The sequence below is a fragment of the Roseospira marina genome, from assembly GCF_014197855.1.
Lineage (GTDB): Bacteria > Pseudomonadota > Alphaproteobacteria > Rhodospirillales > Rhodospirillaceae > Rhodospira > Rhodospira marina.
This window is the reverse complement of record NZ_JACIGJ010000009.1, coordinates 154,650-180,988: the sequence shown is the minus strand read 5'-3', so window position 1 is coordinate 180,988 and position 26,339 is coordinate 154,650. Positions and strand designations below refer to the sequence as shown.

26 protein-coding genes are annotated in these 26,339 nt (G+C 68.3%); 8 read left to right on the top strand and 18 right to left on the bottom strand.

Going from position 1 to position 26,339, the window contains the following annotated elements:
* From GGD82_RS13355 to GGD82_RS13335, 5 genes are all read right to left on the bottom strand, one after another.
* On the bottom strand, positions 1–186 hold a 186-nt coding region (locus GGD82_RS13355), incomplete at its 3' end, for a hypothetical protein (protein WP_375782128.1).
* A gap of 45 nt (positions 187–231) precedes the next feature.
* Complete coding sequence (locus GGD82_RS13350) at positions 232–582, bottom strand: DeoR family transcriptional regulator (protein ID WP_211364782.1); 351 nt, start codon at positions 580–582, stop codon at positions 232–234.
* A 103-nt stretch (positions 583–685) separates the two neighbouring features.
* Entirely contained in the window at positions 686–1,747 is a 1,062-nt protein-coding gene (locus GGD82_RS13345) for an ABC transporter permease (protein ID WP_150062717.1), read from the bottom strand.
* Positions 1,748–1,844: 97 nt separating this feature from the next.
* Positions 1,845–3,383 carry a sugar ABC transporter ATP-binding protein gene (locus GGD82_RS13340; RefSeq protein WP_150062716.1) on the bottom strand — a complete coding sequence of 513 codons (1,539 nt, stop codon included), beginning with the start codon at positions 3,381–3,383 and terminating at the stop codon, positions 1,845–1,847.
* A 139-nt stretch (positions 3,384–3,522) separates the two neighbouring features.
* Complete coding sequence (locus GGD82_RS13335; protein WP_150062715.1) at positions 3,523–4,491, bottom strand: substrate-binding domain-containing protein; 969 nt, start codon at positions 4,489–4,491, stop codon at positions 3,523–3,525.
* Positions 4,492–5,040: 549 nt separating this feature from the next.
* Here GGD82_RS13335 and GGD82_RS13330 point away from each other — a divergent pair.
* From GGD82_RS13330 to GGD82_RS13320, 3 genes are all read left to right on the top strand, one after another.
* A complete protein-coding gene (locus GGD82_RS13330; protein ID WP_150062714.1) occupies positions 5,041–5,853 on the top strand; it encodes a transketolase in 813 nt (270 codons plus the stop codon).
* On the top strand, positions 5,850–6,845 hold the full coding sequence (locus GGD82_RS13325; RefSeq protein ID WP_170284316.1) for a transketolase family protein: 996 nt from the start codon (positions 5,850–5,852) through the stop codon (positions 6,843–6,845). The genes GGD82_RS13330 and GGD82_RS13325 overlap by 4 nt, the downstream gene beginning before the upstream one ends.
* A gap of 153 nt (positions 6,846–6,998) precedes the next feature.
* The gene (locus GGD82_RS13320) at positions 6,999–8,501 is read left to right on the top strand and encodes an FGGY family carbohydrate kinase (RefSeq protein WP_150062713.1); all 1,503 of its coding nucleotides are present in this window, start codon (positions 6,999–7,001) and stop codon (positions 8,499–8,501) included.
* 23 nt (positions 8,502–8,524) lie between these two features.
* On the opposite strand, the gene GGD82_RS13315 is transcribed toward GGD82_RS13320, so the two are convergent.
* Both GGD82_RS13315 and GGD82_RS13310 read right to left on the bottom strand, forming a co-directional pair.
* Positions 8,525–8,986, bottom strand: coding sequence for a bacteriohemerythrin (locus GGD82_RS13315; protein ID WP_150062712.1), 462 nt, complete (start codon positions 8,984–8,986; stop codon positions 8,525–8,527).
* 246 nt (positions 8,987–9,232) lie between these two features.
* Complete coding sequence (locus GGD82_RS13310) at positions 9,233–9,463, bottom strand: DUF1127 domain-containing protein (protein WP_211364781.1); 231 nt, start codon at positions 9,461–9,463, stop codon at positions 9,233–9,235.
* Positions 9,464–9,679: 216 nt separating this feature from the next.
* Here GGD82_RS13310 and gcvA point away from each other — a divergent pair, with 216 nt between their 5' ends.
* From gcvA to GGD82_RS13295, 3 genes are read left to right on the top strand one after another with little or no spacing between them, the layout of a single operon-like run.
* The gene (gene gcvA, locus GGD82_RS13305) at positions 9,680–10,672 is read left to right on the top strand and encodes a transcriptional regulator GcvA (RefSeq protein ID WP_150062711.1); all 993 of its coding nucleotides are present in this window, start codon (positions 9,680–9,682) and stop codon (positions 10,670–10,672) included.
* Positions 10,662–11,789 (top strand): diacylglycerol/lipid kinase family protein, encoded by a 1,128-nt coding sequence (locus GGD82_RS13300; RefSeq protein WP_170284315.1) that lies wholly within the window; start codon positions 10,662–10,664, stop codon positions 11,787–11,789. Before gcvA ends, GGD82_RS13300 begins: the two co-directional genes overlap by 11 nt.
* A 19-nt stretch (positions 11,790–11,808) precedes the next feature.
* On the top strand, positions 11,809–12,642 hold the full coding sequence (locus tag GGD82_RS13295) for a metallophosphoesterase family protein (protein WP_150062709.1): 834 nt from the start codon (positions 11,809–11,811) through the stop codon (positions 12,640–12,642).
* 72 nt (positions 12,643–12,714) lie between these two features.
* Here GGD82_RS13295 and GGD82_RS13290 read toward each other — a convergent pair whose 3' ends face one another.
* From GGD82_RS13290 to GGD82_RS13275, 4 genes are all read right to left on the bottom strand, one after another.
* Entirely contained in the window at positions 12,715–13,200 is a 486-nt protein-coding gene (locus tag GGD82_RS13290) for a response regulator (protein WP_170284314.1), read from the bottom strand.
* A gap of 569 nt (positions 13,201–13,769) precedes the next feature.
* A complete protein-coding gene (locus tag GGD82_RS13285; protein WP_150062707.1) occupies positions 13,770–14,564 on the bottom strand; it encodes a potassium channel family protein in 795 nt (264 codons plus the stop codon).
* Entirely contained in the window at positions 14,561–15,460 is a 900-nt protein-coding gene (locus tag GGD82_RS13280) for an ion transporter (RefSeq protein WP_150062706.1), read from the bottom strand. The genes GGD82_RS13285 and GGD82_RS13280 overlap by 4 nt, the downstream gene beginning before the upstream one ends.
* Positions 15,461–15,473: 13 nt before the next feature.
* Positions 15,474–16,190 carry an ATP-binding protein gene (locus GGD82_RS13275; protein ID WP_170284313.1) on the bottom strand — a complete coding sequence of 239 codons (717 nt, stop codon included), beginning with the start codon at positions 16,188–16,190 and terminating at the stop codon, positions 15,474–15,476.
* A 277-nt stretch (positions 16,191–16,467) separates the two neighbouring features.
* Between GGD82_RS13275 and GGD82_RS13270 the strand changes: the two genes are divergently transcribed.
* A complete protein-coding gene (locus tag GGD82_RS13270) occupies positions 16,468–17,682 on the top strand; it encodes a putative manganese transporter (protein ID WP_170284312.1) in 1,215 nt (404 codons plus the stop codon).
* A 94-nt stretch (positions 17,683–17,776) separates the two neighbouring features.
* Here GGD82_RS13270 and GGD82_RS13265 read toward each other — a convergent pair whose 3' ends face one another.
* The 7 genes from GGD82_RS13265 to GGD82_RS13235 all read right to left on the bottom strand — a co-directional run bounded on the left by GGD82_RS13265 (position 17,777) and on the right by GGD82_RS13235 (position 25,141).
* Positions 17,777–19,060, bottom strand: coding sequence for an amidase (locus GGD82_RS13265; RefSeq protein WP_150062703.1), 1,284 nt, complete (start codon positions 19,058–19,060; stop codon positions 17,777–17,779).
* On the bottom strand, positions 19,057–20,199 hold the full coding sequence (locus GGD82_RS13260) for a M20 family metallopeptidase (protein WP_150062702.1): 1,143 nt from the start codon (positions 20,197–20,199) through the stop codon (positions 19,057–19,059). The genes GGD82_RS13265 and GGD82_RS13260 overlap by 4 nt, the downstream gene beginning before the upstream one ends.
* 42 nt (positions 20,200–20,241) lie before the next feature.
* Entirely contained in the window at positions 20,242–20,949 is a 708-nt protein-coding gene (locus GGD82_RS13255) for an ABC transporter ATP-binding protein (protein WP_150062701.1), read from the bottom strand.
* Between the two features lie 5 nt (positions 20,950–20,954).
* On the bottom strand, positions 20,955–21,743 hold the full coding sequence (locus tag GGD82_RS13250; protein ID WP_150062700.1) for an ABC transporter ATP-binding protein: 789 nt from the start codon (positions 21,741–21,743) through the stop codon (positions 20,955–20,957).
* Positions 21,740–22,930 carry a branched-chain amino acid ABC transporter permease gene (locus GGD82_RS13245; RefSeq protein ID WP_184013281.1) on the bottom strand — a complete coding sequence of 397 codons (1,191 nt, stop codon included), beginning with the start codon at positions 22,928–22,930 and terminating at the stop codon, positions 21,740–21,742. The genes GGD82_RS13250 and GGD82_RS13245 overlap by 4 nt, the downstream gene beginning before the upstream one ends.
* Before the next feature lie 8 nt (positions 22,931–22,938).
* Complete coding sequence (locus tag GGD82_RS13240; RefSeq protein WP_211364780.1) at positions 22,939–23,859, bottom strand: branched-chain amino acid ABC transporter permease; 921 nt, start codon at positions 23,857–23,859, stop codon at positions 22,939–22,941.
* A 115-nt stretch (positions 23,860–23,974) separates the two neighbouring features.
* The gene (locus GGD82_RS13235) at positions 23,975–25,141 is read right to left on the bottom strand and encodes a branched-chain amino acid ABC transporter substrate-binding protein (RefSeq protein ID WP_211364779.1); all 1,167 of its coding nucleotides are present in this window, start codon (positions 25,139–25,141) and stop codon (positions 23,975–23,977) included.
* Positions 25,142–25,594: 453 nt separating this feature from the next.
* Here GGD82_RS13235 and GGD82_RS13230 point away from each other — a divergent pair, with 453 nt between their 5' ends.
* Positions 25,595–26,197: a cupin domain-containing protein gene (locus tag GGD82_RS13230; protein WP_150062699.1), complete on the top strand. Its 603-nt coding sequence runs from the start codon at positions 25,595–25,597 to the stop codon at positions 26,195–26,197.
* The last annotated feature ends 142 nt before the right edge of the window (positions 26,198–26,339 follow it).

Sequence of the window (26,339 nt, the reverse complement as noted above, 5' to 3'; positions counted from 1 at the left end):
CACTCGACACTCAATGTCATGCACCGCGCCGGCCGCTTCGCCGCAGCCATCGCAGATCAAAGCCGCTCCCGGCTGGAAGCCCAGGAAAATCCAGATTTCCGGCTGCTCGCCCTCGCGCCGCTCGACCGTCTCAACGCGGTAGCCTTCCCAGCCCCCAAGCCAGGACATAGGATCATCGAAGGACAACGGGGCCTCCCTGGCAGTCTGTGTCGTGTCGCAACTACCAGTGTGTCAGGCCGTCCCGTTGTCCGCCCCTCCCCGATTTTCCGTCATGAACCTTTTTTCTTCCATGTGGTCGAGATGGTGCAGGGCCAGTTCCTGCACCTGTCGCGGTAGGCTTTTCAGGAAGGCTCCGCCGCGCTGACGTAGCACCAGCCCCTCGGCCTCCAGCTTTTCCAAGTCCTGGCGGATGGTGGGCTCGGACACCTGGAACGACCGGCTCAGTTCGCTGACGCGCGCCGCCCCCTCTTCCTGGATCAGGTCCAGGATTTTCCGGCGGCGCTGTTCGCCGAGCATCTTCCGATCGTCCGGAGACATGTGCTTCCCTATGGTTCCAGCCTGGGCCGACGCATGGCGGGGCATGGTCCGTATCCTTCCGAATCCCGCCCCGGCGCGCGCCCCATCCCGGCATGCGTGCCGCAAGCCGTATCATAGTCATCGGCCGTGAAACAGGCTCCCGCCGGCTTCACAGGGGTTTTCGATCATCACGCCGCGATCCCGGCCGCAGCGCCATCATCCAGGCCGGCACGAGCGCGCGCCCCTGGCTGCGGCGGCGGAACATGTCCACGAACACCGCGATGATGACGAACAGGCCGATGATGACACGTTCCCAGTAGGACGAGACGTTGGTCAGCACGATGCCGTTGGCCAGCACGCCCATGAAGGTCGCCCCAAGCAGGGTGCCGAGCACGGTGCCGACGCCGCCGCTCAAGGACGTGCCGCCGATGATGGCCGCGGTGATGGAGGGCATCAGCCAGCTCGCCCCGATGGTCGGCTGGCCGGCGCTCATGCGGCTGACGAACAGCATACCGGCGGTCGCCGCCAGCATGCCCGCGATGGCGTAGACGGTCATCTCCACGCGCTCCACCCGCAGGCCGACGAAGCGGGCCGCGACCCGGTTGCCGCCGATGGCGAAGATACTACGGCCGAACGGGGTGTTCTGGCTCATGTAGACCAGCACGGCGAAGATCGCGAACAGGAACACCACCGACACCGGCACGACCCCGATCGAGCCCTGACCGAGCACGGCGAACTCCGGCGGCAGGCCGGTGATGGCGTAGCCCCGGGTCAGCACCAGGATGGCGCCGGCGAACACCTCGCCCGTGGCCAGCGTGACGATGAAGGCGTTGAGCTTCAGGTAGGCGATCAGGACCCCGTTGATGAGCCCGAACAGGAAGCCGAGCGCGATGGCCAGGGTCATCGCCACGAAGGGATCGAGCCCGCCCGCCGTCATCAGCATGGCGCCCAGCACGGCCGACAACCCGGCGATGGCACCGACCGACAGGTCGATCCCGCCCAGCAGCAGGACCAGCGTCTGCCCGGCCGCGACGATGCCGATGAACGACACCTGCCGCATCACGATGGCGAGGTTGTAGGGGGTCAGGAAGTTCGGCGTAATCAGGCTGATCAGCACGCACATGCCGATCAGGGCAAGCAGGATGCCGCTTTCCTTGAACCCGAAAAGCCGTTGAAGGCGCGGTTTTCCGGACCGGACCGTGCTGTCCACGGTCCTCGTTTGCGTCGTCATGGTCTGTCTTCCTGTCCTCGGTCCCGGACAAATAGGGGGTCCCGGACGCATGGGAGGCCCGGACGAATGGTGAGGTGTTCGCTCCGGCCGGGCGGTCTCAACCGACCGCCATGCTCAGGATCGCTTCCTGGGTGGCGTCCCAGGCGGGGATCTCGCCCTTCAGCCGGCCGTTGTTCATAACCAGAACGCGGTCGGCCAACTGAATGACCTCCTCCAATTCCGAGGAGATCAGCAAAATCGCCATGCCGTCGGCCACCAGCCGACGCAGCAGGGCGTGAATCTCGAACTTGGCGTTGACGTCGATTCCGCGTGTCGGCTCGTCCAGGATCAGCATCCGACAGCCGGTCAGCAGCCAGCGGGCCAGAATGACCTTCTGCTGGTTGCCGCCGCTCAGGTCGCGGATCGGCTTGTCGGGATCCGACGTCTTGATGTCCAGCTTGGCGATATAGTCGTCGACGTAGGCACGCTGCGTGGCGCGGTTGATGCGCCCGGCGGCGCACAGGCTGCGCAGGATCGGCAGCGTCATGTTTTCCGACACGCCGAGGACCGGGAAGATGCCCAGGCGCTTGCGCTCCTCCGGCACGTAGGCCAGCCCGGCCTTGATGGCGTCGCTCGGGTGGCGGAGGTGGATCGGGCGGCCTTCGCGCAGGATGCGCCCGCCCGTGGGCCGCAGGTCGCCGAAGATGCAGCGCGCCAACTCGGTGCGTCCGGCGCCCACCAGACCGGCGAGGCCGACGATCTCACCGGGGCGGACGGTCAGGCTGATGTCCTCGAAATGGCCCGCGCAGGACAGGCTCTCGACCGAGAGGAAAGGCGCCACGGTGTCGTCGTGGGTGGCGCGGTCCGTGGGCGCGACCCGCTTGCCCGCCGTCACCTCGCGGCCGATCATGTTGCGCACCAGGTCGGCTTCCGTGGTGCCCGCGGCCTCCAGCTCCACCACCTTGCAGCCGTTGCGCAGCACGGTGATGCGGTCGCAGAGGGTGAGGATCTCCTCCAGCCGGTGCGAAATGTAGATGATCGAGCAGCCGTCTTCGCGCAGTTGGCGGATCAGGGCGAGCAGGTGATCGGCCTCGCGCAGCGACAGGCTGGCCGTGGGCTCGTCGAAGATCAGGATCTCGGCGCCCAGGGCCAGCGCACGCGCGATCTGCACAAGCTGTTGTTGGGCGGCGCTCAGGTCCCCGGCGATGGCGTCGGTGGACACATCAGCGCCGATGCGGTCCAGCACCGCGCGGGCGCGGTGACGCACCGTCTTCCAGTCCACGACGACGCCGCCGATCTTGCCCGGCGCGAAGCCGAGCAGGACGTTTTCCATCACCGTCATCTGGGGCACGAGGTTCAGTTCCTGGGGCACCATGCCCAGCCCGGCGGCCAGGGCCTCGGTGGACCCGGCGAAGCTGACGGCCTCACCCCGGCGCACCAGCGTGCCGGTATCCGGCGGCTGAAGCCCCATCATGATGCTCATCAGGGTGCTTTTGCCGGCCCCGTTCTCCCCGACCAGGCCGTGGATCTCGCGATCCCGGAACGTCAGGCTGACATCGTCGAGCGCCTTGACCCCGGGAAACTGCTTGGAGATGTGCCGCAGTTCGAACACGGGTGCGGGCGACAGGACGACGGAGGAAAGGGATGGACCGTCCATGATGGGGATCTCGCGTTGCGGCTCGGAACGGGTCGGTCCGGCGCGGCCGGACCGGTCCCGGAAGAACACGGGAGAAGAGGGCAACGGGAAGCGGGGCGGCCCGGTCAGAACCCCGAGACCGCCCCGCCCGAGGGGCCGCCTACTGGCCCTCAACCATGTCCTTGGTCAGGAACTGCGAGCCGGTCGCGTGTTCCTTCGGGTACGTATGGCCCTGGGCCATCGCGACGAAGTACTTCACCGTCCAGTAGCCGATTTCCCACTGGCGCTGGGCCATCAGGGCGTCGATGACACCCTCCTTGACCAGATCCACGGCCTCGGGCAGGTCGTCGGTGCCGACCACGTGGACCTCGCCCGCCTTGCCGGCGGTCTTCACGGCACGGGCGGCGCCGATCGGGGCGGAGGCGTTGCAGCCGAAGATGCCGTCCAGGTCCGGGTTGGCCTGCAGCGCGTTCTCGGTCAGCTCCACGGCCTTTTGCAGGTCGTCGTTGTCCGGGCGTTCAAACACGATCTCGATGTCGGGGTACTCGTCCATCGCCTTCTTGAAGCCGATGACGCGGTTGCGGTGGTTCGGCGCCGACAGCGAGCCGCTGAGGATACCCACCTTGCCTTCGCCGCCGATGCGCTCCGCCATCAGCGTGCCGAGGTCGTAGCCGTCCTGTTCATCCTTGTTGTGCCCGACGTACATCAGGCGGTCGCTGTCCGGGCAATCGGTGTCGAAGGTGGACACGTTCACGCCGGCGGCGATGCCGTCGTTGATGGCCTGGGTGTCGGTCGCCGGATCAAGGCAGGCGACGGCAAGGCCGTCGGGGCGGCGGCTGATGTTGGCTTCGATCTTGCGGATATGCTCGCTGATATCGGCCACCGGCGGAGCGTCCATGATGACGTTCACCTCGATGCCGGCCTTCTTGAACTCGTCGGCGGCGAACTGGGCGCCCGCCTCGACGACCTCGTACCAGGGGTGCACGACTTTCGGAACGAAAACGACCGTCAACGGGCGGTCGATCTCTTTGATGAGGTCGGCCTGATCGAACCCGGCCGCCTGGGCGCCCCCCGAGACCGCCACGGTCGCGGCCAGCGCCGCGCCGGCCAACACCTGCTTGAACTTCATGGTTTTCCTCCGGTTATTCGGACGGCTTTTGTCGTCGACCGGCCCCAAGGAGCCCCGCCGGGGACACCCGCCGGGTCTTCGGCGCCCGGCCGGTGCCGTACCGTGCGAGCATGGTTTCGGAAATTTCCGATTGAGGAAGCAACGTCGCCCTCATTCCAACGCATCGACCAACACCATGATCCACCCAGGGTGGAGCCTGGGGCGATGTTGTCACTTTTTTGTCCCATGCGCCGCCTGACGTGTCAAGAATGTTTTCGATATCTTGCGGAAACACGACATAGACTTTCGTATAAGCCCTCATCCTAAGGAAGGGCTTTCTGGGCAAACCGGGCGCCGTCCGCGGTACCCTCCACACAAACCGAAAATTTCCGGAGGCAAAAACTTTCGTTATGGATTGCGAACCGGGACTTTCGATGCTACGTTCCGCCTATGATGATCGCCGCCACGGCGGTGCTCCGGCGCGTTTCGAATTGTTTCGAAACCCATTTCGGAACATCCAGGGCCGGTGCCCCACCGGACAGGCCCCCACCAGACGGGTTGTGAGAGACGATGGATATCGCCAGCCTTCAGAACGCAGCGCGGACCGTCCGGAAGACGATCCTTCGGACCAACGCACGCGCCGGCCAGGGGCACACCGGCGGCGACCTGTCCGAAACCGACATTCTGGTGACGCTCTTCCTGCATGTGCTGAACCTGCCGGGGCGGGACCCGCAGAATCCCGACCGGGACCGCTTCATCCTCAGCAAGGGCCACGGCGTGTGCGGCCTGTATTCCACCCTCGCGACCGCCGGCCTGATCGATGCGGCGTGGCTCGACGACTACCTGACCTTCGACTCCCACACCCCGGGCCACCCGGTGCGCCAGAAGACCCCGTTCGTGGAGCTGAACACCGGCGCCCTCGGTCACGGCCTGCCGGTGGCGACCGGACTCGCCCTCGCGGCCAAGCGGCAGAACCGGTCCTATCGGGTGTACGTGCTGGTCGGCGACGGCGAGTTGCAGGAGGGCTCGAACTGGGAATCGGCGATGACCGCCGCGCACTACGATCTCGACAACCTGACGGTCATCGTCGATCGCAACACGCTCCAGCTCGCGGATCGGACCGAGTCCATCGTCGGGCTGGAACCCCTGGCCGACAAGTGGCGCGCCTTCGGCTTTGATCTGCACGAGGCGCGCGGCAACGACATCCCCGACCTGATCCGGGCGTTCGAGGCGACCCGGACGGTGGCCGGCAAACCGCATGTCATCCTCGCCCACACCCGCAAAGGCGCCGGAGTCTCGTTCATCGAGGACCGGGCGGAATGGCATCACCGGATCCCGACCACCGAGGAACTGGAGCGCGCCTACGCGGAGTTGGAGTCATGACAGCGGCCCCCACAGCCCCGACGAATGCCACTACGGCCCCGACCGAGACCCCGGCGCAGGATCTGCGCCAGAGCATGATTGATGCGTTTTTCCAGGCCGTGGACGACGGCGTCAATCTGGCGGTCGTGGTCAGCGATTCGACCAGCACCGCCAAGCTGGCGCCGTTCCAGGCCGCCCACCCGGAGCGTGTGGTCAACGTCGGCATCGCCGAACAGTCCCTGGTGGGCGTGGCCGCCGGCCTGTCGCTGGGCGGCTACGTCCCGGTGACGGCCAACGCCGCGCCGTTTCTGGTCGCCCGCGCCAACGAGCAGGTGAAGAACGACGTCTGCTACTCCAACACCAACGTCAAGCTGGTCGGGCTGAACGCCGGCGTGGCCTATGGCCCGTTGGGCAGCACCCACCACGCCATCGACGACCTGTCGATCATGCAGGGCTTCGGCACCATCCAGATCCTCGCCCCCAGCGACGCGGTCGAAGCCCGACGGATGTTCGCCCATGCCTTCGCCCACGAGGGGCCGGTGTACATCCGCCTCGACAACGCCAAGCTGCCGGTGCTGCACGAGGACGGGTACCGCTTCACGCTGGGCGAGCCGGACCGGCTGCGCGAGGGCGCGGCGGTCACGCTGGTCGCCGTGGGCTCGGTGGTCCACGAGGCGGTCGCCGCCGCCGACGCGCTGGCCGCGAAAGGCGTCGACGCGGGGGTGGTCAGTGTGCCGTCAATCCGCCCCCTGAACCGGCCGGCCCTCGCGCACATGCTGCGCGCCGCCCCGCTGGTGGTGACGGTGGAGGAGCACTCCGTGCACGGCGGGCTGGGCAGTCTGGTCGCCGAGATCATGGCCGAGAACGCACTGGGGAGCCGTCTGATCCGGATCGGAATTCCGGACGGGCAGTTCGCCAAAACGGGACCGCGTGCCGCCATCCGGGCGTATTATGGCCTCGACAGCGCAGGAATCCTGCGTGAGGTTCAGAACGCCCGGGCGACGGTCGCGTGACGGCGGGAGTCGGCAGGCCCCCCTCCCCGCTGGCCGGCTCCCGCCACCACCTGACCTCACCCACCCCGCAGATGCTCCGGCCCCCGGAGCGCCCGCATCAACGTCCGGCCGCACACCCCGCGCACATCACGGCCGGCCGAACGGACGGTAACGATGGCGACGGATGGCTTCGTCCTGGCGATCGACCAGGGCACCAGCGGCACAAAGACCCTGATCGTCGACGGCGCCGGCCGTGTGGCCGCCCAGGGGCGAGCGGACCTGCCCTCCCTCTATCCCGCGCCCGGCTGGGTCGAGCAGGACCCGGACGCCATTTATGACAGCGTGCTGCGGTCCGCCCAGGCCTGCCTGAGCGCCTTCCGCGACCGGGGCGGCCGGGGCGGCCGGGACGCGGCGATCCGCGCCTGCGGGATCTCGAACCAGCGCGAAACCTTCGTGCTGTGGGACGACGCCGGCCGCCCGGTCGGCAACGCCGTCGTCTGGCAGTGCAAGCGCTCGGTGCCGCTGTGCGACCGGCTTGTCGGCTCCGACGTGGAGCGCCACCTGCGCGCCACCACCGGCTTGATCCTCGACCCCTATTTTTCGGCCACCAAGCTCGCCTGGATGGTGGAGCAGGACCCCGACCTGCGCGCCGCCATCGCCGCCGGGCGGGTGCGCTTCGGCACCGTGGACTCCTGGCTTCTGCACCGGTTGACGGGCGGGCGCGCGTATGCGGCCGACCGCACGAACGCCTGCCGGACCCTGCTGTTCGACATCCACCGCCTGAGCTGGGACCAGGACCTTCTGGCCGCGTTCGGGCTGGAGGGCCTGCGGCTGCCGGACGTGCATCCGTCGGTGCATCCCTTCGGCGCCACCGACCTGGACGGCCTGCTGGAAGCGCCGGTTCCGATCACGGCGATGATCGGCGACTCCCACGCCGCCGCGTTCGGCGAGGGCTGTTTCCATCCGGGCGAGGCCAAGGCCACCCTCGGCACCGGCTCCTCCGTGCTGCTGATGACCGGAGAGCGCCCGATCCCCTCCCAGGCCGGCATGGTCACGACCATCGGCTGGGCGCTGCCCGACCAGACCATGTACGCGCTGGAGGGCATCATCGTCACCTGCGGCGCGACCCTGACGTGGCTGCGCGATCAGGTCGGGCTGTTCGCCGACTCGCGCGAGACGGAGGCCCTCGCGACCGCCGTTCCCGACGCCGGCGGCGTGGTCCTGATCCCCGGATTCGCCGGACTGGGCGCCCCGCACTGGAAGATGGCGGCGCGCGGCGCCCTGATGGGCCTGACTTTCGGCACCGACCGGCGCCATATCGTGCGCGCCGCGCTGGAATCCATCGGCTACCAGATCAAGGATGTGATCGCCGCCATGGAGCGCGACAGCGCCCTGCCCCTGCACGGCCTTCGCCTCAACGGCGGGGTTACGGGCAACCGCTTCGTGGTGCAGTTCATCGCCGATCTGCTCGACGCGCCCGCGCACACCAGCGGGGTGGAGGACGTCTCCGCCCTGGGCGCGGCCTTCATGGCGGGCCTGGGCAGCGGCCTGTATGCGGACCTCGGTTCCCTGGCCCAGTTGACGGGCGGCGGCCAGACCTACGCCGCCGGCACCGGGCGCGCGGCGGCCGCGCGGGACTATGCCGCGTGGCAGGCCATGGTCGCGCATCACCGATAACCCGCGTCAGGCACGCCGACGGGTCAGGCCACACCGTCCAAGTTCGGCCGGGCGCGCTTTGGATGGGCGTCCTCGAAGAACTGGCGCAGCATCCGCGTCTTGACGTGGGTCGCGATCGCCAGGTCCTCGGCGACGGTGTGTTCGACGAACCACCAGAACATGAAGGTCACGACCTCGGGCCCCGCAATCGCGCCGGCTTCCATGTCGTCGATGTTCTGCCGCAAGAGCGCGAGAAGGTTTTGATGAAGACGGCGGTGGCGATCCAAGCCCTCATACCCGGCTTCTATCATGACGTTTTCTTCACTTGTAAAATGAAAATCGGCGTATTTATAGATTTCCTCGAGAACACGAAGCGCCGCGTCTTTATCGTGAACCTCCTCGACCAGATTCTGCAGCTTGTGAATCAGGCTGAAGAAGACTTTATGCTCGAAGTCGATGGTGTCGTGCCCAACCTCGAACCACTGCTTCCAGTGCAACCGTTCCATGGTTCCGCCTTCCGGTGCCTCCCAGGGGAGCGGCTATTCGCCCTGTGCTCCTCCCCATTTTACCATGGTCGCCGGGTGCCAACCAGCCGCTGCCCCGCGTTCGCCGGGCCGGCGCGGGACGCACGACGCCGCCGTCGTGCCGGAAACGACAAACCCCGCGCCACCAGGACGCGGGGTTATGCGTGGGGGAGGCGGGGACCGAAGTCCGATCGTCGCTGTCGGCGATCCACACGGCATCCCATGGCATCAGGCCACCCAGAACGGCTTTCTGACTTCCGAGTCGGCCGCGTCTGGGCTCATGCCGATATCCCGCAACATGCGGTCGTCCAGCGTCCGCAGTTGCGCGCGGCTACGCGCCCGGACGCGCCACAGATTGATTACATGCGCCACGGCCTGCATTGCGCTATGGCGGCTGCGGGCCACGGCATAGGGCACCGAAACGGACAGGGGTGAACTGGAGCCCGTGACGCTGTTCATGGGTCGATCTCCCTTCAGGCAACGGCGGACGAGGGGCGTCGGCCTTTCCCCCCAAAGATGGGCCCGAACCGATCCCGTCGACAAACGAGACTTTCTCGGTGGATGGATGAGCGGAATTTGGGCCTGCCGGCGTTTCCAACGGTCCCGGAACCCGCCATCATTGAGCGGCTCGCAGCCCGCCCCGTTCCTCGTGCCCCACCCCCGGACCAGATCGCCATGGTTCGCCGCCTTCCACCGCTCAACGCGCTTCGCGCCTTCGAGGCGGCCGCCCGCCACGGGTCGTTCGCCAAGGCGGCGGACGAACTGGCCGTCACGCCCACCGCCGTCAGCCATCAGGTGCGCCAGCTTGAGGAGCTCCTGGGCGCCACCCTGTTCGACCGCCTGCCGCGCGGCCTGCGCCTGACCGACGCGGGCCGGGCCGTCGCCCCCGATCTGACCCGCGGCCTGGACCATATGGCCCGCGCCGTGGGGCGTCTGGCCGAGACGCGCCCGGCGGGCGTGCTCCGGGTCTCGGCGCTGCCTTCGCTGGCGACGATGTGGCTGGCGCGGCGGCTGCCCGAATTCCAGCGCCGGCATCCTGACATCGATCTGGATCTGGTGATGGATCGCAACCCGTCCCGGTTCGACCGCGGCGAGGACGCGCAGGGGGACATCCACGTGGGCGTGCGCTACGGCCGGGGCGAGTATCCGGGGCTGGCGGTCCGGCGGCTGATGGGCGAGACGGTGTTTCCGGTCTGCGCGCCCACCCTGGTTCATGGCCCCCGGCCCCTGCGTGCGCCGGCGGATCTGGGGCACCACATTCTCATGCATGACAGCACGGTGCTGCCGACCGAACAGTGGCTCCAGTGGCGGCCCTGGCTGCAATGGCTGGGCCTTCCGGAGGTGGACGCCACGCGCGGTCCGCGCTTCACCGATACGCATGTGCAGATCACCGCCGCCGTGCACGGCATGGGCGTCATGCTCGGCCGCAGCGCGCTGGTGTTCGATCATCTGGCGGACGGGCGGCTGGTGCGGCCGTTCGCCGTCACCCGGCCAGCAGATTTCACCTATTTCGCCGTGACCCCGGAGGCACACCGGAACAATCCGATGGTTCAGGCGTTCGTTGACTGGCTGGATGAAGAGGCGGCCGGGTTCGAGGCCCGCCTGGATCCGACCCTGAATGGCGGCGGGTCCGCCCCAGCGCCCGAGGAGAGCCCGGATGCACCCTGATGCGGAGACCGTCGCGGAGACCGTCGACGACACCGATCCCGACACGCCCCCCATCGGGAGCGCCGCGCGGTCCCCGGTCCCCGCCGGGGGCCGGGCCGTGGTGCTTATCAACAGCGGCGCGGGCGCGTTCGTCGGTGAGCCGGGCAGCGCCGAGGCGCTGGCCGAGCGTCTGGTCGCCGGTCTGGCGGCGCGGGGCATTCCGGCCGTGGCCCGCCTCGCCCAGGGCGCCGGTATGGCCGAGGCGGCCCGCCGGGCCGTCTCGGACGGCGCGCGCGCCCTTCTGGTGGCCGGCGGCGACGGCACGCTGGCCGCGGTGGCCCAGGCCCTGCGCGACAGCCCCGATCCGGCGACGGCGCCGCCGATGGCCGCCCTGCCCCTGGGCACCGCGAACCTGCTGGCCCGAGACCTGGGCATGCCGGAGGATCCGGACGAGGCCGTGGCCGCGCTGGCCGAGGGCGTGTTGGGCCGCATCGACATCGGCCGGGTCAACGAGCGGGTGTTCCTGAACAACGTGGTGCTCGGCCTGTTCGCCAATCTGGCGCGCCAGCGCGAGCGGTTCCGGGGCGCCATGACTCCCGTACTGTGGGGGCGCCTGATCTGGCGAACCGTCGCAGCGGTGCGCCGCTATCCCCGCCTGCGGGCGGTGCTGGCAACGGAAAAGGGTGTTCACCGCGTCAAGGCGCACGCCATGGTCATCGCCGACAACGCCTACTCCGACCGGCCCGGCCTGCTGGTCCGGCGCGACAGCCTCGGGCATGGGGCGCTGGCGCTCTATGTCGCGCGTCACCGCTCGGCGTGGCAGTGGCTGCGGCTCGCGGCCGGGGTGATGGTCGGCGGGACATGGCGCGACGACGCCGACCTTCTGACCGAAAACGTCCGCCGCCTCACGGTGGCGGTGCGCCGCCGGGTGCTCCGCGCCACGGTGGACGGCGAGGTCGTGCTGCTGCCGGGGCGGATCACCTTCCGGATCGAGCCCGCGGCCCTGCGGGTCTGGGTGCCCGCCGAGTCCCGTGCCGTGCTGGCCGTGGTGGACGGGGACGCCCGCGCGCTGTTGGCACGCGGGACGGTGAACCCCACATCCTCGGAACCCCCTCCGTCCGTCGCCCCGCATCCGTAACCGCGAACGAGGTCGCGCCGTGCGAACCCTGGCCCATGTTTCCGATCTGCACTTCGGCCGCATCGACCCGGATGTGGTCGCCGCGCTGGAGGCCGACCTGATCGCCCAGGACCCCGACCTCGTCGTGGTCAGCGGCGATCTGACCCAGCGCGGCCGGCATCACGAGTTCCTGGCCGCCCGGGCCTTCCTGGACCGGCTGGCCCGGCCGGTGCTGGTGGTGCCGGGCAACCATGATGTGCCGGCCTTCAACCTGATGAGCCGGTTCCTGCGGCCCTACGGGCGGTTCTCCCGGCATATCTCGTCGGACTTGTCGCCTGTGGTCGCGGACGATGTCATGGCGGTGCTCGGCCTCAACTCCGCCCGCCGGCTGGTCCGGCACTGGAACTGGGCGCTGGGCAGCCTCAACCGGCGCCAGCTCGCCCGCGCGGCCCGGGATCTGGCGGCGCACGGCGAGGGGCGCGTGCGCGTGATCGTCACCCACCATCCGGCCGTGCTGCCGCCCGCGCACCGCGACGGGCCGATGCTGTTCCACGCCGAGCGGGCGTTGGGCGCCTTCGCCGCCGCGCGGGTCGATCTGTTGCTGAGCGGCCACCTGCACCGCACCCACGCCGATCTCGTCACCGTCCCCACGCCGGGCTCCGCCTCGCCGCCCTGGCCCATGGTGGTGGCACAGGCGGGCAGTGCCACGTCGACGCGGCTGCGCGACGAGTCCAACGGCTACAATGTCGTGACGCTTGATACGCAGCCGCCGCGCATCGCCGTCGCCACGCGGGCCTGGACCGGCGCGGGCTTCGAGTCGGTGGCGATGCGCGCCTTCGCGCGCGACGACGGGCGCTGGACGCAGGCCGCCTGAGCGGCTCCCCCCGGCCGGATGCACCACACCGGCCGCATCCGGCCGACCGATCCGGCCAGTCGTCCGATCCGATCAGTCGTCGTTGCCGGCCGATGAGTGGGACGGGTCCGCCGGCCGAAGCGAGCGTTCCTCCCGCTGCTGCGGCCCGACGTAATGATCGGTCCGCACGAACGGCCGGGGGTTCTGCAGCGTGTGGCCGATGCGACGGTACAGGATATCGGCGGACACCGGCTTGCCGAGAAACTCGTTGATACCGGAATCCCGCGCCTCTTTCACGTGCGCGAGATCCGAATACCCCGAGATCATGATGATCGGAACCTCGGGATTGGGAATCGACGGATCCCGCCGCACCAGACGCGAAAACTCCGCCCCGTTCAGCGGCGTCATCTCGTAATCCAGCAGGATCAGATGGATGGGTTGGTTCTGAAGGTATTTGAGTCCTTCAACACCATCCGCACACTCGACAACATCCCGAATGCCATACCCGGCCAACTGCGTGCTCAGCAGGGACCGCGAAAACTTGTTGTCGTCGATAACAAGGACCCGGAGCTTTTCCATAAGCTCCTGAAGATGTTCTTTAACTTGGTCCCGTTTCTTGGACATCGCGCGATTGGGCACTCTATCCACTCCCACTGCCCACTCTCTCCGGCCACTCTCATTGCCAACTCTCACCGGTCCCTCTCACTGGAGCGCCCCACGTCGGCGGCAGGGCCGCTCGGATGGCGCCCGGATCGAACCGTACGCGGAAGTATGCGCCGGATGCCCCCACGCTGCAACCGCGCCATTGGTTATGGCACAGCGGCATTCTCGGATTAAGAGTGCCGAGAGCCGCCCCGCCCCGTGAACCGGAGGCGCGTGTCCAGAAACGGCGCGTTTCCTCTGGTCGCCGGACGGCCCAGAACCGACCGTCGACCGCCCGTCGACCGCCAGCCGCACCCGCAAAAGGCGTTTTTGTCCGACCGCGGCGCTCGGATTTCTCGGTCGGCCCGGGTCCGGATTCTAACAAGCTGAGGTGAGGCCAACTGCCTCAGCTTGGCCTCATCTCAGCGCGGCAAGGCCGACCGGCCGTCGCGCCTTATGGCGTGAAAAACACGGCGGCTATGAGTCAGGCTCATCGCCGCCTGGGTTTACGAGTCGCCTTCGGTCTTGATTCGCAGGGTCTCGCCGCAATGCTTGCAATGCACGGCATCAAGCTCGTGGCGAGACAGTCCGCACGACGGGCAGGTGTGCCGGACCTTGCGCGGTCGAAACACCGTCTGCACCAGACGCAGAAACAACGCGACCCCCACCACCATGATGACGACCGACAGAACCCGGCCGGACGACCCGGTCAGGGTAATATCGCCGAAGCCCGTGGTGGTCAGGGTCGCCACGGTGAAATACAGGGCGTCGACATACCCCGTGATCGCCGGGTTGGCCTCGCTCTGAAGCTCGAAGACCAGCGCCGTGAAGACGAAGATGAACGTCACGAGATTGATGAGGCTGACGATCACCTCTTCATTGTGACGGAAAAACGGGGTCTCCTGGCGCAGGTCGCGCAGCACCTGATAGGAATGCAGCAGCCGCACCAACCGCAGCACGCGCAGAAAGGCCAGATTGCCCGCCAGCAGCGGCGCCAGCAGCAGCGAGAACACGACGACGATGTCGGCCAGCGTCGTCGCGTGCAGCAGATGCCGGGCGGGCTGCGGAGAAATCCACAGCCGCGCCATCAGGTCGGCGAGCACGATCAGGCCGATCAGAATATCCAACACCAGGATGAGCGGCGACGCCGGCAGAGGCTGAGTCGCCACAATGAACATGATCGTGACGATGTCGAAGGTCATCAGCCCATAGCGGAAGCGGCGCGCCCGCGTGCCCGCGCCCCGGTACAGGCCGCTCACCTGGGTCTTGAGACGAACCGACAAAGGCAGGGGTTGGGTCATGGGCCGGACGACCCGGCCGGACCAGACGACGCGCCAGACGACGCGCGGGCTTCGGCCTCGGCCTTCGCCTCGCGCTGACGCTGGCGCTGGAACGCGTCGCTGAAGGCGCTGGCCAGGATGCCGGTGGGCATGGCGATCAGGCCGATGCCCGTGATCGCCGTCACCGCGGCGAACAGGCGGCCCAACACCGTGACGGGGTAGACGTCGCCGTAGCCCACCGTCGTCAGGGTGGCCACCGACCACCACATGGCGCGGGGAATCGACCCGAAGGCCTCCGGCTGCACGTCCGCCTCCACCAGATACATCGCGGCCGAGGACAGCAGGAGAAGCGTGAGTGACACCCCGACGCTCAGAACCAAGTCGATCGCCCGCGACGACACCGCCTCGGCCAGGGTGTCGAACGCCGAGGAAAACCGCCCGATCCGCGCGATGCGCAACACCCGCAACAGCATGGCGAGCCGCATCAGAAAGCCCTCGGACGCGAACGCCGTGGTCAGGATCACCAGAACGGCCGCGAGATCGAGACACGCGGCCGGCGTGCACATATATCGCAACCGGGAGCCCCCCCAGGCCGGGTTCTCCACGCTGCACCAGACGCGGGCCACGTATTCCAGGGCCAGCAGACCGGTCAACCCGACCTCGACGCCCAGAAAGGTGGTCTGATAGCGCGCGTACAGGGGCTTTTCCGTGCCCAGAACGGCCACCAAGACGGCCAGCACGATCAGCCCGCACACCGCCATGTTCGTGCGGGACAGCCCTGGCTCGGCCCGCAGACCCGGGTCAAGCTGCCGGGCCACACGACGACGCAGGGTCGGCGTGGGAGGCGGTGGGGACGCGCAGGACGGCGCGGTTGCGGGCTCCGCATGGGGCGCCGGAGGCGCGGTGGAACAAGCCATGCCGTCTCCCTGCTCACGGACCGCCGGAGGCACCCGGTCCGCCGCCACCCTCGGCGCGACGGATCCTCAGGGTGACGACCCGTCCGCCCTCGGTCCAGTCCACCGTGTCGCAAACGGCACGCATCAGTCCGATGCCGCGCCCGTGGGCCGCCGTGAGGCCCTCCGGCGACAGGCACGGCCCCCGGTCATCGGGCGGGGGCACCTCGAAACCCGGTCCGGGGTCCTCGACCCGAAAGCGCCACGCATCCGGATCGGCCTCTACCGTGACCAGGATAGGCAACCCGCCGCGGGCCGGGTCCGCCAGCGCCGCCATGATGGACGAGGTCTGGTTCATCCAGCCGACCCGCGTTTCCCGCTGGCGCGACACAATCCGGAGGCAGCCGTACATCAAGGCGTTGACCACGGCCTCGTGCAGCGCCAGACGCACCCGGTCGCGGCGCGTTTCAAGGCCGGACCAGTGCTCCGTACACGCGGCCGCAATGGCACCGGCGAGATCGACCTGCCACGCCACGTGCGCCCGCATCAGGGCCGCCAGGCCGCCGTTTCGCGCCACCGCCCGCGCGCGCTCCGCCATCGCAGGCGCCTGATCGACGGCGCCGGTCATCAGGAACCCCCGATTGGGCGGCGTCAGCAGGCGGGGCAGCAGACCATCCTGCCCGGTCCAGACGTCCACGCCCGCCAGAACCGTCAGGCCATCCGATCCGGCCCGGTCGGCTGCCGTGTCGATCATTGCGTTCTCCCCTTTCGAAGCCGCTGACACCGAACCCGGGTCACGGCCGACCGTGACGCCCGACGCACCTGTGGACACACCCGAAATCCAGAGGTTTGCGGCTGCCGTAAACTCTACCCGCGGACGGGTCGCGCTGCCCACCCCGAAAGTTGCGACCGGAACGCGGGCGGGAATTAATCGATTTTTTCGAAGGCGATGAACGATTGATTCCATTGGATCGATGGCCGTGGACACGCTATTAATATTGCAAGTCACTCTCAACAACGGGGTGCCCACCATGACTGCCTGGATCGCCGCCGCCGGACGCCGCGTGTCCACCCTTCCGCAGGGCGGGGCGGGGCCGCAGAGCCGCCTCTCGCCCATCGCTCAGCGCGCGCTCGTGCCGGCTGGCCTTGTCGCCGCTGCACTCGCCGTGCCGGGCGGTGCCGGGATTCTGCTCCAGGCCTTGTCCGACGCCTACCTTTCAGTCGCCGTGTTCGTGGCCGGCACGCTCATGCTCGTGGGCGTGGCGGAACGCGGGCTCGGCACCGAGTTGGGCACGCTCTTGCGCCGCAACGCCCGCTGGCAGGTGCCCATCGCGTCGCTTCTCGGCGCGTTCCCGGGCTGCGGCGGCGCCATCGTGGCGTTGACGCAGTACACACGCGGGCACCTCAGCTTCGGCGGCGTGGTGGCGACCCTCACCGCCACCATGGGCGACGCGATGTTCCTCCTCCTCGCCCGCGCTCCGGAGGTCGCCGCCCTCGTGCTCGTGGTCGGCATGGTGGTCGGCGTCCTCTCCGGCTGGATCATCGACGCCGTGCACGGCCAGGGCTTCATGCGGCCCCGCACCCCCACCGGTTCGGCGGAGCCCATGGACTGCGCGGCGGGCGGCGACCGGTCGGACACCGCAACGGTAGCGGGCGTGGGCACCGTGGCACGTGTGATCGAGCGGGCGTGGTTGTGGATCCTCGCGCCGGGCGTAGTGATCGGCTTGGCCTTGTCGTTCCAGATGGACCCGGACGCCTGGGTGGAGCCCGCGCTTGGTGTGGCGCCGGTGTTCGCCTTGGGTGTCGTGGGTGCCGTCGGCGCCCTCGCCCTCTGGGTGTTGCGCGGTCGCGGGGACGTCGAGACCGATGGCGGCGCCAGCGCCGTGGTGGACACCACCAGCTTCGTGACCACCTGGGTCATCGTCGCCTTCGCCGGGTTCGAGTTGGCGGTGTCGGGCTTCAACCTCGATTTGGCGGCCTGGTTCGCCGCCGCCGCGCCGATCGTGCCGCTCGTCGGCGTGCTCATCGGGCTCATCCCCGGCTGCGGCCCGCAGATCCTCGTGACGTCGCTCTACCTCGCCGGGGCGGTGCCGCTCTCCGCCCAGTTGGGCAACGCCATCTCCAACGACGGCGACGCCTTGTTCCCGGCCATTGCGGTGGCCCCCAAGGCGGCGGCCGTGGCCACCCTCTACAGCGCCATTCCGGCGGTGATCGTCGCCTACGGCTGCTACATGATCGTGGGGTAAAATAAAGCCTGGGCCGTCTGGCGTGACACGCCCCGCCTTGGACCGGACCGCACCGGTCGAAGGCGGGGCGGACCCCGTTTTGGCACCGTGGGCTTTATCGGAATCGCTGTTCCAGCCAGGCGGCGGCGGCGAGCACGGCATGATCGTCGTGCGGAGCCCCCACGACCTGAAGGCCCTGCGGCAGGTCCGATACCCCGCCCGGCAGGGGAACGGTCACACAGGGCGCCCCCAACAGCGTCCACAGCCGGTTGAAGACGGGGCTGCCGGTGCCGGTCTCCCGGTGGGGGGCCGGGCCCGGCGCGCTCGGGGTCAACAGAACGGCGTGTTCCGGCAAAACGTCCGCAAAGCCGGCCCTCAGGCGCCGCAACAGCGCCATGTCCGCCTCGTGGCTCTCACGGCGCATCGTGCGGCCCATCTCCAACAGGTCCCGCAGCGCGGGGCTGATCTGGTCGCGGTGCGCCCGCCACTCGTGGGCCAACGCGCGAAACGCCTGATACGCCATGATGCGTTCCTGTGCCGCCGGGGCCTCGGCGTAGGCGTCGGGCAGGGTCAGGGTTTCGACCCGGGTGGCGCGCCCCAAGCCCTCGACCACGGCATCCCACGCCTGAATCAGGTCGGGCTCGGCGGCGGACCACACCGGCGACGGGCACAGCCAGACCGTCGGCGGCGTGTCCGGCACCGTCACTGGCCGATCCGTACCGGTAACGGCATCCACCAGGAACCCGGCATCGCACACGGTGCGGGCGAACACCCCGATGGTGTCCAGAGCCGGCGCGAGCGCCTTCACGCCCGCGGTTTCGATGGTGCCGAAGGTCGGCTTGTAGCCGACGACCCCACAGAAGGCAGCCGGCCGGATGACGGAGCCGGCGGTCTGCGTTCCGAACGCCAACGGCACCATGCCGGCCGCCACGGCCGCCGCCGACCCGCTGGAGGACCCGCCGGGCGTGTGGGCCGGGTTGCGCGGGTTCCGGGTCTTGCCGGGGTGGAAGGCGGCGAACTCGGTCGTGACGGTTTTGCCCATCACGACAGCGCCCGCCATGCGCGCCAGCGCGACGCAGGCGGCGTCGTAGGGCAGCACGGTGCCGTCATAGATCGGCGAGCCGCAGGTGGTGGGCAGATCGGTGGTCGCCATCAGGTCCTTGACCCCGATGGGCAGGCCGTGCAGCGGCCCGGGCCGGCCGCGCGCGTCCATCTCCCGCGCCTGCGCAAGCGCCCGATCGGGATCCATCGCCTGCCACGCCTGGACCTCCGGCTCACGGGCCGCGATGCGGTCGAGGCAGGACCGCACCAGCGTTTCGGCGGTCAGGCGGCCGTCGGCGAGGCGCGCGGCGGCCTCGCGCGCGGTCAGGTCGCAGGGCGCCGGAGCGCCCGCCGTCATGATGGCGCTCCCGTGGGGCCGGCCTGCCAATCGGCGATCAGCGCGCGGAAAATCTCTTCGGCCTCGGTCAGCCGGTCCACGCGACAGTATTCGTCGGTCTGGTGGGCCATGGCGGGCTCGCCGGGCCCCAAAATCAGCGTAGGAATGCCGCCGAAGGCTGGCGTCAGGATGGAGGCGTCGGTGAAATAGGCGGCCGTGGCGGGCTCGGCCGAATGGCCCGACACGGCGTTGGCGCGGGCGGCGGCGGCAGCGAGCCAGGGGGTGGCCGGCTCCGTCCAGACCCCGTTCAGGTCGACCATCGCATCCACCTCTGCCCCCTCGCCCATATACCCCGCGAGCGTATCCCGCAGGGCCGCGTGGTCCATGCCGGGTATGGTGCGGATGTCGAGGCCGATGTCGGCCCGATCCGGGACGGAGTTGACGTTCATGCCGCCCTGCACCCTGCCGACGTTCAGGGTGGGGGTGCCCAACACCGGGTGCCGCTTGATGTTGAAATCGAAGTCCGCGAGGCGGGCAATGGCCCGGGCCGCCTTGTAGATCGCGTTGTCGCCGTGTTCGGGCATCGACCCGTGGGCGGTGACGCCGCGTGTGCGCGCCGTCAGCCAGAGGGCGCCCTTGTGGCCGACGAACGGCGCGTTCGCGGTAGGTTCCGCCACCACCAGGGCCCCGGCCTTGCCCAGCCGGCCGTCGCGCGCCAACGCTACGGCGCCGTCGCAGCCGGTCTCCTCGCCGGCGGTGATGACCAGAACGACGCCGGGGCCGTCCCGCAGGCGGTCGGCCTCGGCGATGCTGGCGCAGACAAAGGCCGCGACCCCGCTTTTCATGTCGGTGGCCCCGCGCCCGTACAGACGGCCGTCGACGATCTCGCCGCCGAAGGGATCGCGGGTCCAGGCCTGCGCCCCCAGGGGCACCGTGTCGATATGCCCGGTGAAGCACAGGGGCTTGCCGGAGCCGTCGCCCAGCCGGGCGATCAGGCTGGCGCGGTCGGGGGCCAGATCGTGCCGCTCGGTGCGGAAACCGGCGTCCTCCAGCAGGTCACGCAGATACTCGGCACAGGGGCGCTCGGACCCGGGCGGGTTGATGGTCTCGAAGGCGATCAGTCGGCGTGTCACGTCCACCACGTCGAGGGGGTTTGCCATTCAGGGTCTCCAGGGGGGGAATCGGGTAGGAAAGAGGTCGCGTCAGCCGAAATAGGCGGCGTGAACCTCGGGGCTGGCCTTCAGGGCCTCGGCCGTGCCCTCCGCGATCAGCCGACCGCCGGACAGGACATAGCCGTAATCGGCGATGCCCAGGGTCTGGCGGACGTTCTGCTCCACCAGGAACACGGTCACCCCCTGGTCACGGATCCCGTCGATGATCTTGAAGTTCTCTTTTACGTAGAGCGGCGACAGGCCCAGCGACGGCTCGTCGATCAGCAGGATCTTGGGCCCGCTCATCAGCCCGCGTCCGATGGACACCATGGCCTGCTCGCCGCCGGACATGGTCCCGGCCAACTGGTCGCGGCGTTCGGCCAGCCGCGGGAAGGTCTCGAACACGGTCTCCATGCGGGCGCGGATGAGGGCCTCGTCGGACACCTGATAGGCCCCCAGCCGCAAGTTCTCCTCCACCGTCAGCTTGGGGAACATGCGCCGACCCTCGGGGATGCAGGCCAGCCCCTGGGCTATGACCTTATGGGTGGCCATCCCGGTGATGTCGGTGTCCCCGAGGCGGATGGTGCCCCGGCGCGGCGGCGTCAGGCCCAGGATCGAGCGGATGACCGTGGTCTTGCCCGCGCCGTTGGAGCCGAGCAGGCAGGTGATGGTGCCGGGCTTCACGGTCAGCGACAGGTCGAGCAGGACGTCGGCCTTGTCGTAACCGGTGGAGAGGTTCTCGATGGTGATGCCGGTCATGGTGCTCACTCCGCCCCCAGGTAGGCCCGCTGAACCTCGGGATCGGCCGCGATGTGGGCGTAGGGCCCCTCGCAGATCTTGCGCCCGTAGTTGAGAACCACGCACTGGTCCGTGATGCGCTCGATCACGCCCATCTCGTGCTCGATGATGATGATCGACAGCCCCTCGATGCGGCCGCGCACGTCGAGAATGTCGTCCATGAGCTGGGTCGTTTCGTCGTGCGTCATCCCGGCGGAGGGCTCGTCCAGCAGCAGAAGCCGGGGCCGGCTGATGAGCGCGCGGCAGATCTCGATGCGGCGACGCTCGATCATGGGCAGCGCGCCGACCGGCTCGAACAGACGATCCGCAAGGGCGGTCGAGAACGTCCGCACCAGGGCGCGGGCGTCCTCGTAGCCCTGCTCGAACTCCCGGCGGAAGGCCCGGCGGCGCATCAGATTGAACCACAGGCCTTTCGTCAGGCGGCCGTGGTTGCCGATCATGATGTTGTCGAAAATCGACAGCGGCAGGCACAGCCGCGAGCGCTGGAAGGTGCGGGCGATGCCGGCGGCGTAGACCTTCTGCGGCGACAGGCCGGTGATGTCCGCGCCGTCGAAGCGCACGGTCCCGCCGGAGGGCGGGAAAATGCCGGTCACCGCGTTGAAGCTGGTGGTCTTGCCCGACCCGTTGGGACCGAGCAGGCCGACGATGTCGCCGCGGCGGACGCTCATGGTGAAGGCATCCAGCGCGGTCACGCCGCCGAACGTCTTGGACAGGGCGTCGATCTCCAGAACCGCGTCGGTCGTGGGTCGGGTCATGGCTTGGCCCTCCAGCCCGGAATGTACGCCCGCACCGTGCGCGGCAGCAGACCATCCGGACGGAACAGCAGCATCGCGATCACCAGAACGGAGAACAGCAGGAACCGGTACTCCTGGATGATCTGGAGCTTCTCCGGCAGCACGATCACGATGAAGGCGGCAAGCGCCGTGCCCCAGGGGCTGCCCATGCCGCCCAACAGAACGATGGCGACCAGCAGCAGGCTGTCCGAGAACGTGAAGCTGGTCGGCGCGATGAAGCTGATCATCATGCCGTACAGCGCGCCGGCCATTCCGACCATGACGTTGCCGAGGGTGAAGGCCAGCACCTTGGCCCGGGTGATGCCGATGCCGAAGCAGGCGGAGGCCGTATCGTCCAACCGCACGGCGTCCAGCGTCAGCCCCACCCAGGAGCGTTCCAGCCGCCGCGTGAACACAAAGGCCAGGACCGCCAACGCCGCGCCGAGCAGCGCGTAGTTCAGGTAGAACGACATCTCGACCCCGAACAGGACCGGACTGGCGTTGAAGTCCCACCCGAGGATCTTCATGGAATCCACCATCAGGCCCTGCGGGCCGCCAAGGATGTCGTTGACCTCCAGGAACGTCTTGAACAGGACCGAAAAGGCGATGGTCACCACGGCGGCGTAGTGCCCGCGGGTCCGCACCACCGGGATCACCAGGACGAAGCCGATCAGCGCCGCCATCACCCCGCCCAGGATCAGGATCAGCAGCGGCGGCAGGCCCGTCTGGGTGGTCATGACGGCGGCGGTGTAGGCGCCGATGCCGAAGAAGGCCGCACCGGCAAAGTTCACCATGCCCGCGTAGCCGAACTGGATGTTCAGCCCCAGCGCCGCCGTCATGTACAGCAGCACCGTGGTCAGCATCAGCAGCGGGAAGTGATCGGTGGCGAACAGGGCGATCACCGCCAGCAGGCCGGCGACGATGGCGCCGTTCATGGCCCGCGAATGCTGGCTCATGGCGGTGGCGAGCACACGGTCGGCGCCGGTGCGCCCGCCCACGACGGCGGCGAGGGCGGCCACGGCCAGCAGCACCAGCACCACGACCTGGGATTCGGCATGGAGGAACAGCCAGGCGTAGGCGCTGGCGAGCACGACGACCAGCAGGCCCACGGCCAGGGGCGGCAACCCCAGCCAGGTCGGGCGCGGCGCAGTCTGGGTGTCTGTGGACATGGCGGGGCTCACACTCGATCACTGGTGCGTTCGGCAATCAGGCCGGTGGGCTTCCAAGCCATAACGGCGATGACGACCCCGAAGGCGAACACATCCTTGTAGGCGCTGGCGAACGGCAGGGCGACGGCACCGATGGTCTGCAAGGCGGCGAACAGGAACCCGCCCAGAATGGCGCCGTACAGGTTGCCCAGGCCGCCGACGATGGCGGCGGAGAACCCGATCAGCCCCAAAAGGAGGCCCATGCCGAAATTGATCTCGTTGTAATACAGGCCGTTCATGATGCCGGCGAAGGCGGCGGCGCCCGACCCGATGGCGAAGGTGACCAGCACGATCATGGTGTAGTTGATGCCCATGATCCGGGCGGTTTCCTCGTCCTGCGCCACGGCGCGGATGGCCAGCCCCAGGCGGGTGCGGTTGATCAGCAGGTGCAGGCCGACGATGACCGCGAGGCCAACGGCCACCAGGATCACGCTGTCCGCGCGCAGGGTAAAGTTGCCCAGGTCGGTGGAGGCGTCCGGCAGCAAGGCGGGAAACGGCTTGGGATTGGAGCCGTTGGGGTAGAACAGCCGCACCGCCTCGCGGATCGCCGTGCCCAGCATCAGGGTGATGAGCAGAATATTGAGCGGCGGCGCCGCCTTGAGCGGCAGCACGAGGTAGCGGGCGATGACGGCGCCGATGAAGGCGGTGCCGGCGACGGCGACCAGGGTCACCACGAGAACCTGCACCCAGGGGTCGGTGACCCCGACGAACTCCAGGCCCAGAAAGGCCGTGAAGCCGGTGAAGGCCCCCAGCATCAGCACATCGCCGTGCGAGAACTTGATGACGTCGAGCACGCCGAAGAACAGCGTGAACCCGACGGCGACCAGGGCGTACATGGTGCCAAGGATGATCCCGTTGGCCAGGTACTGCCCCAGCAGGCCGATGTCCATGGACGGCGCTCCGTCGTCTGAAGGCGGAAGGTAGCGGGCGGAGTCACAAAGGGCTTCGCGGCACGGACCAAGGTGCCCGCGCCGCGATGGATCTGGCGATCCCCCGGTTACGGGGTCACGGCCGGGCCAGGGCGCGGTCGCCGCTGGCGTAGGCGCTGTCCTCCCACACGGTCCAGGTCCCGTCCTGCACCACGTACTTGGTGATGACGGCGACCGTGTTCTGGCCGTGGTCGTCGAACGAGATCGGCCCCGTGATGGACTCGTGGTTCTCGATGTCGGCCAGATACTCGGTGACGGCCTTGCGGTCCGGACCGACCGCCTCGATGGCGTCCATCAAGAGGTTGGTGGCGGCGAAGGCGAACGGGCCATAGGCCTCGGCCGGCTCGTCATAGCCCGCCGTTTCATACTCGCTCAGGAAGAACTGACCGCCCGGCAGCTTCTCGGCCGGCGCGCCCTCGCGGAAGGCCACCGTGCCTTCGGCCAGATCGCCCACGCCCTCGACAAAGGACTCCGACACGATGCCGGAGGTGCCCTGGAACTGCGCGTCGATGCCCAGCTTGTCCATCTGCTGGCGGATGCGGACGCCGAGGGGGGTCAGACCACCGAAGTAGATGACGTCGGGGTCCAGGTCCTTGATCTTGGTCAACTCAGCGGTGAAGTCACGCTGATCGGCGGTCACGCCGAACGTTCCGAGAATTTCGCCACCACCCTTGGTCAGGAACTCCGAGAAGTATTTGTTGTGACCCTTGCCGTAGTCGGTCGTGTCGTGGATGACCGCCCAGGTCTTGTAGCCGTGGTCCAGCATGAACTGGGCCGCGACCTCGTTCTGGTTGATCATGGTCCCGTTGACGCGGTGCACCTCGGCATAGTCGTTGCCGTAGGTGATGTCCGGCAGCACGGCGCCCCAGACGATCACGGGCAGGCCGAACTTGTGGTAGATGTCCACCGCGCCCATGGCGACGGCGGAACAGTAGTGCGTGATCGCCCCGATGACATGGCGATCGGCGGCGGTCTTGGTGGCGACCTGCACCCCGACATTCGGCTTGCACTCGTCATCCAGCGAGACGAGGTCGTACGTGTAGGCCGCATCCTCGTCCTGATTTCGCAGCGCCACCGCCAGGACGGCGGAATTGCGGCCGCCCAGGCCTTGCGCGGACACGCCGCCCGTCAGGGGCCCAATGAAGGCGATCTTCACGGTATCCTTGGCGACGGCGGGAACGGTGGTCAGCGCCACGGCGACCGCGAGGGCGGCGCCCATGCTCTTGCGAAGGGGAGTCTTCATCGATCGGCTGTCCTGTTCGAAGCGTGGCAGAGCGTATCCGAACCGCATCGTTCCCGGCGTCGTCGCCGCGGCCGGCCCGTATCAACACCAACGACGGTGGCCGATGATTTCACCCAGATCAAGCGGTTTTAATGTCGGATGTACGGTTTTGCCGAAAAAGAAGACAGGCGGACGACGATGACCGAATTTTGTGCGCACACGCTAACGTACTGAAAAAATTATAAAAACTTGTCTTATGCCACAGGCACCTTGCCTATTTTTGGTCGCTATATTATATTTCACGACTTAAAAATGCTGCCTTGAAAAGGCCTGACTATTCAACCAGTTTGAATTAAGGGAAACTGATGCGGGGCTTCGGACTTGGTGGCGCGACCACCGGACGAACGGGGAACAACGCCCGTTCCACCGTCGTCGGCGCGCGGACCCCCATGGGCTGTTAAGGACTCGACGCCGGTGTTACCCCCCCCTCAGACTCCCCGCACGGACGATCCATCGCAGTTTCAGGACCTGGGCGCCCGCCTGCGCGCGGTCCGGCGCCAGAAGAAGCTGCGGTTGCGCGACGTGGCCGAAAAGGCCAATTGCTCCATGTCCATGCTGTCGAAGATCGAAACGGATCACGCGACGCCCTCGCTGCGCATCCTGCATCGGATCGCGGCGGCGCTGGACACCTCCATCGCCGAGCTGTTTTCGGCCGCCGAGGCGTCGGGCGTCACGGTGTACCGGGAAGGGGAGCGGCCGGCCGTCCTGGTGCGGCGCGCGGAAGACCGACCGGCGATCCGCCTGGAGCGGCTCGCGCCGGCCCTACCGGGGCAGATCGTCGATGGCAACATTCATGTGCTCGAACCCGGCGCCGAAAGCGGGGGCGACATCACCCACGCCGGCGAGGAAATCGGCTATGTGCTGGAAGGGGTGGTTGAGATGATGATCGGGGGCCGGACGTACACCTTCGCGGCGGGCGATTCCTTCCACTTCAACTCGGACCTGCCGCACAGTTACCGCAACAAAGCGGAGGGCGTCACCCGCATTCTCTGGGTCAACACGCCGACCACCTTCTGATACGGCCCGGCTGATACGACCCGGCCTCACGCAGCGGACACGGCGACGCCACCCACGGCCTCATCGACGCTCGCGCCCTCGTGAATGATAGCCCAGACCGCCGTCATGACGGCGATGGGGGAAGTGGCGCAGCGCCTCGGCG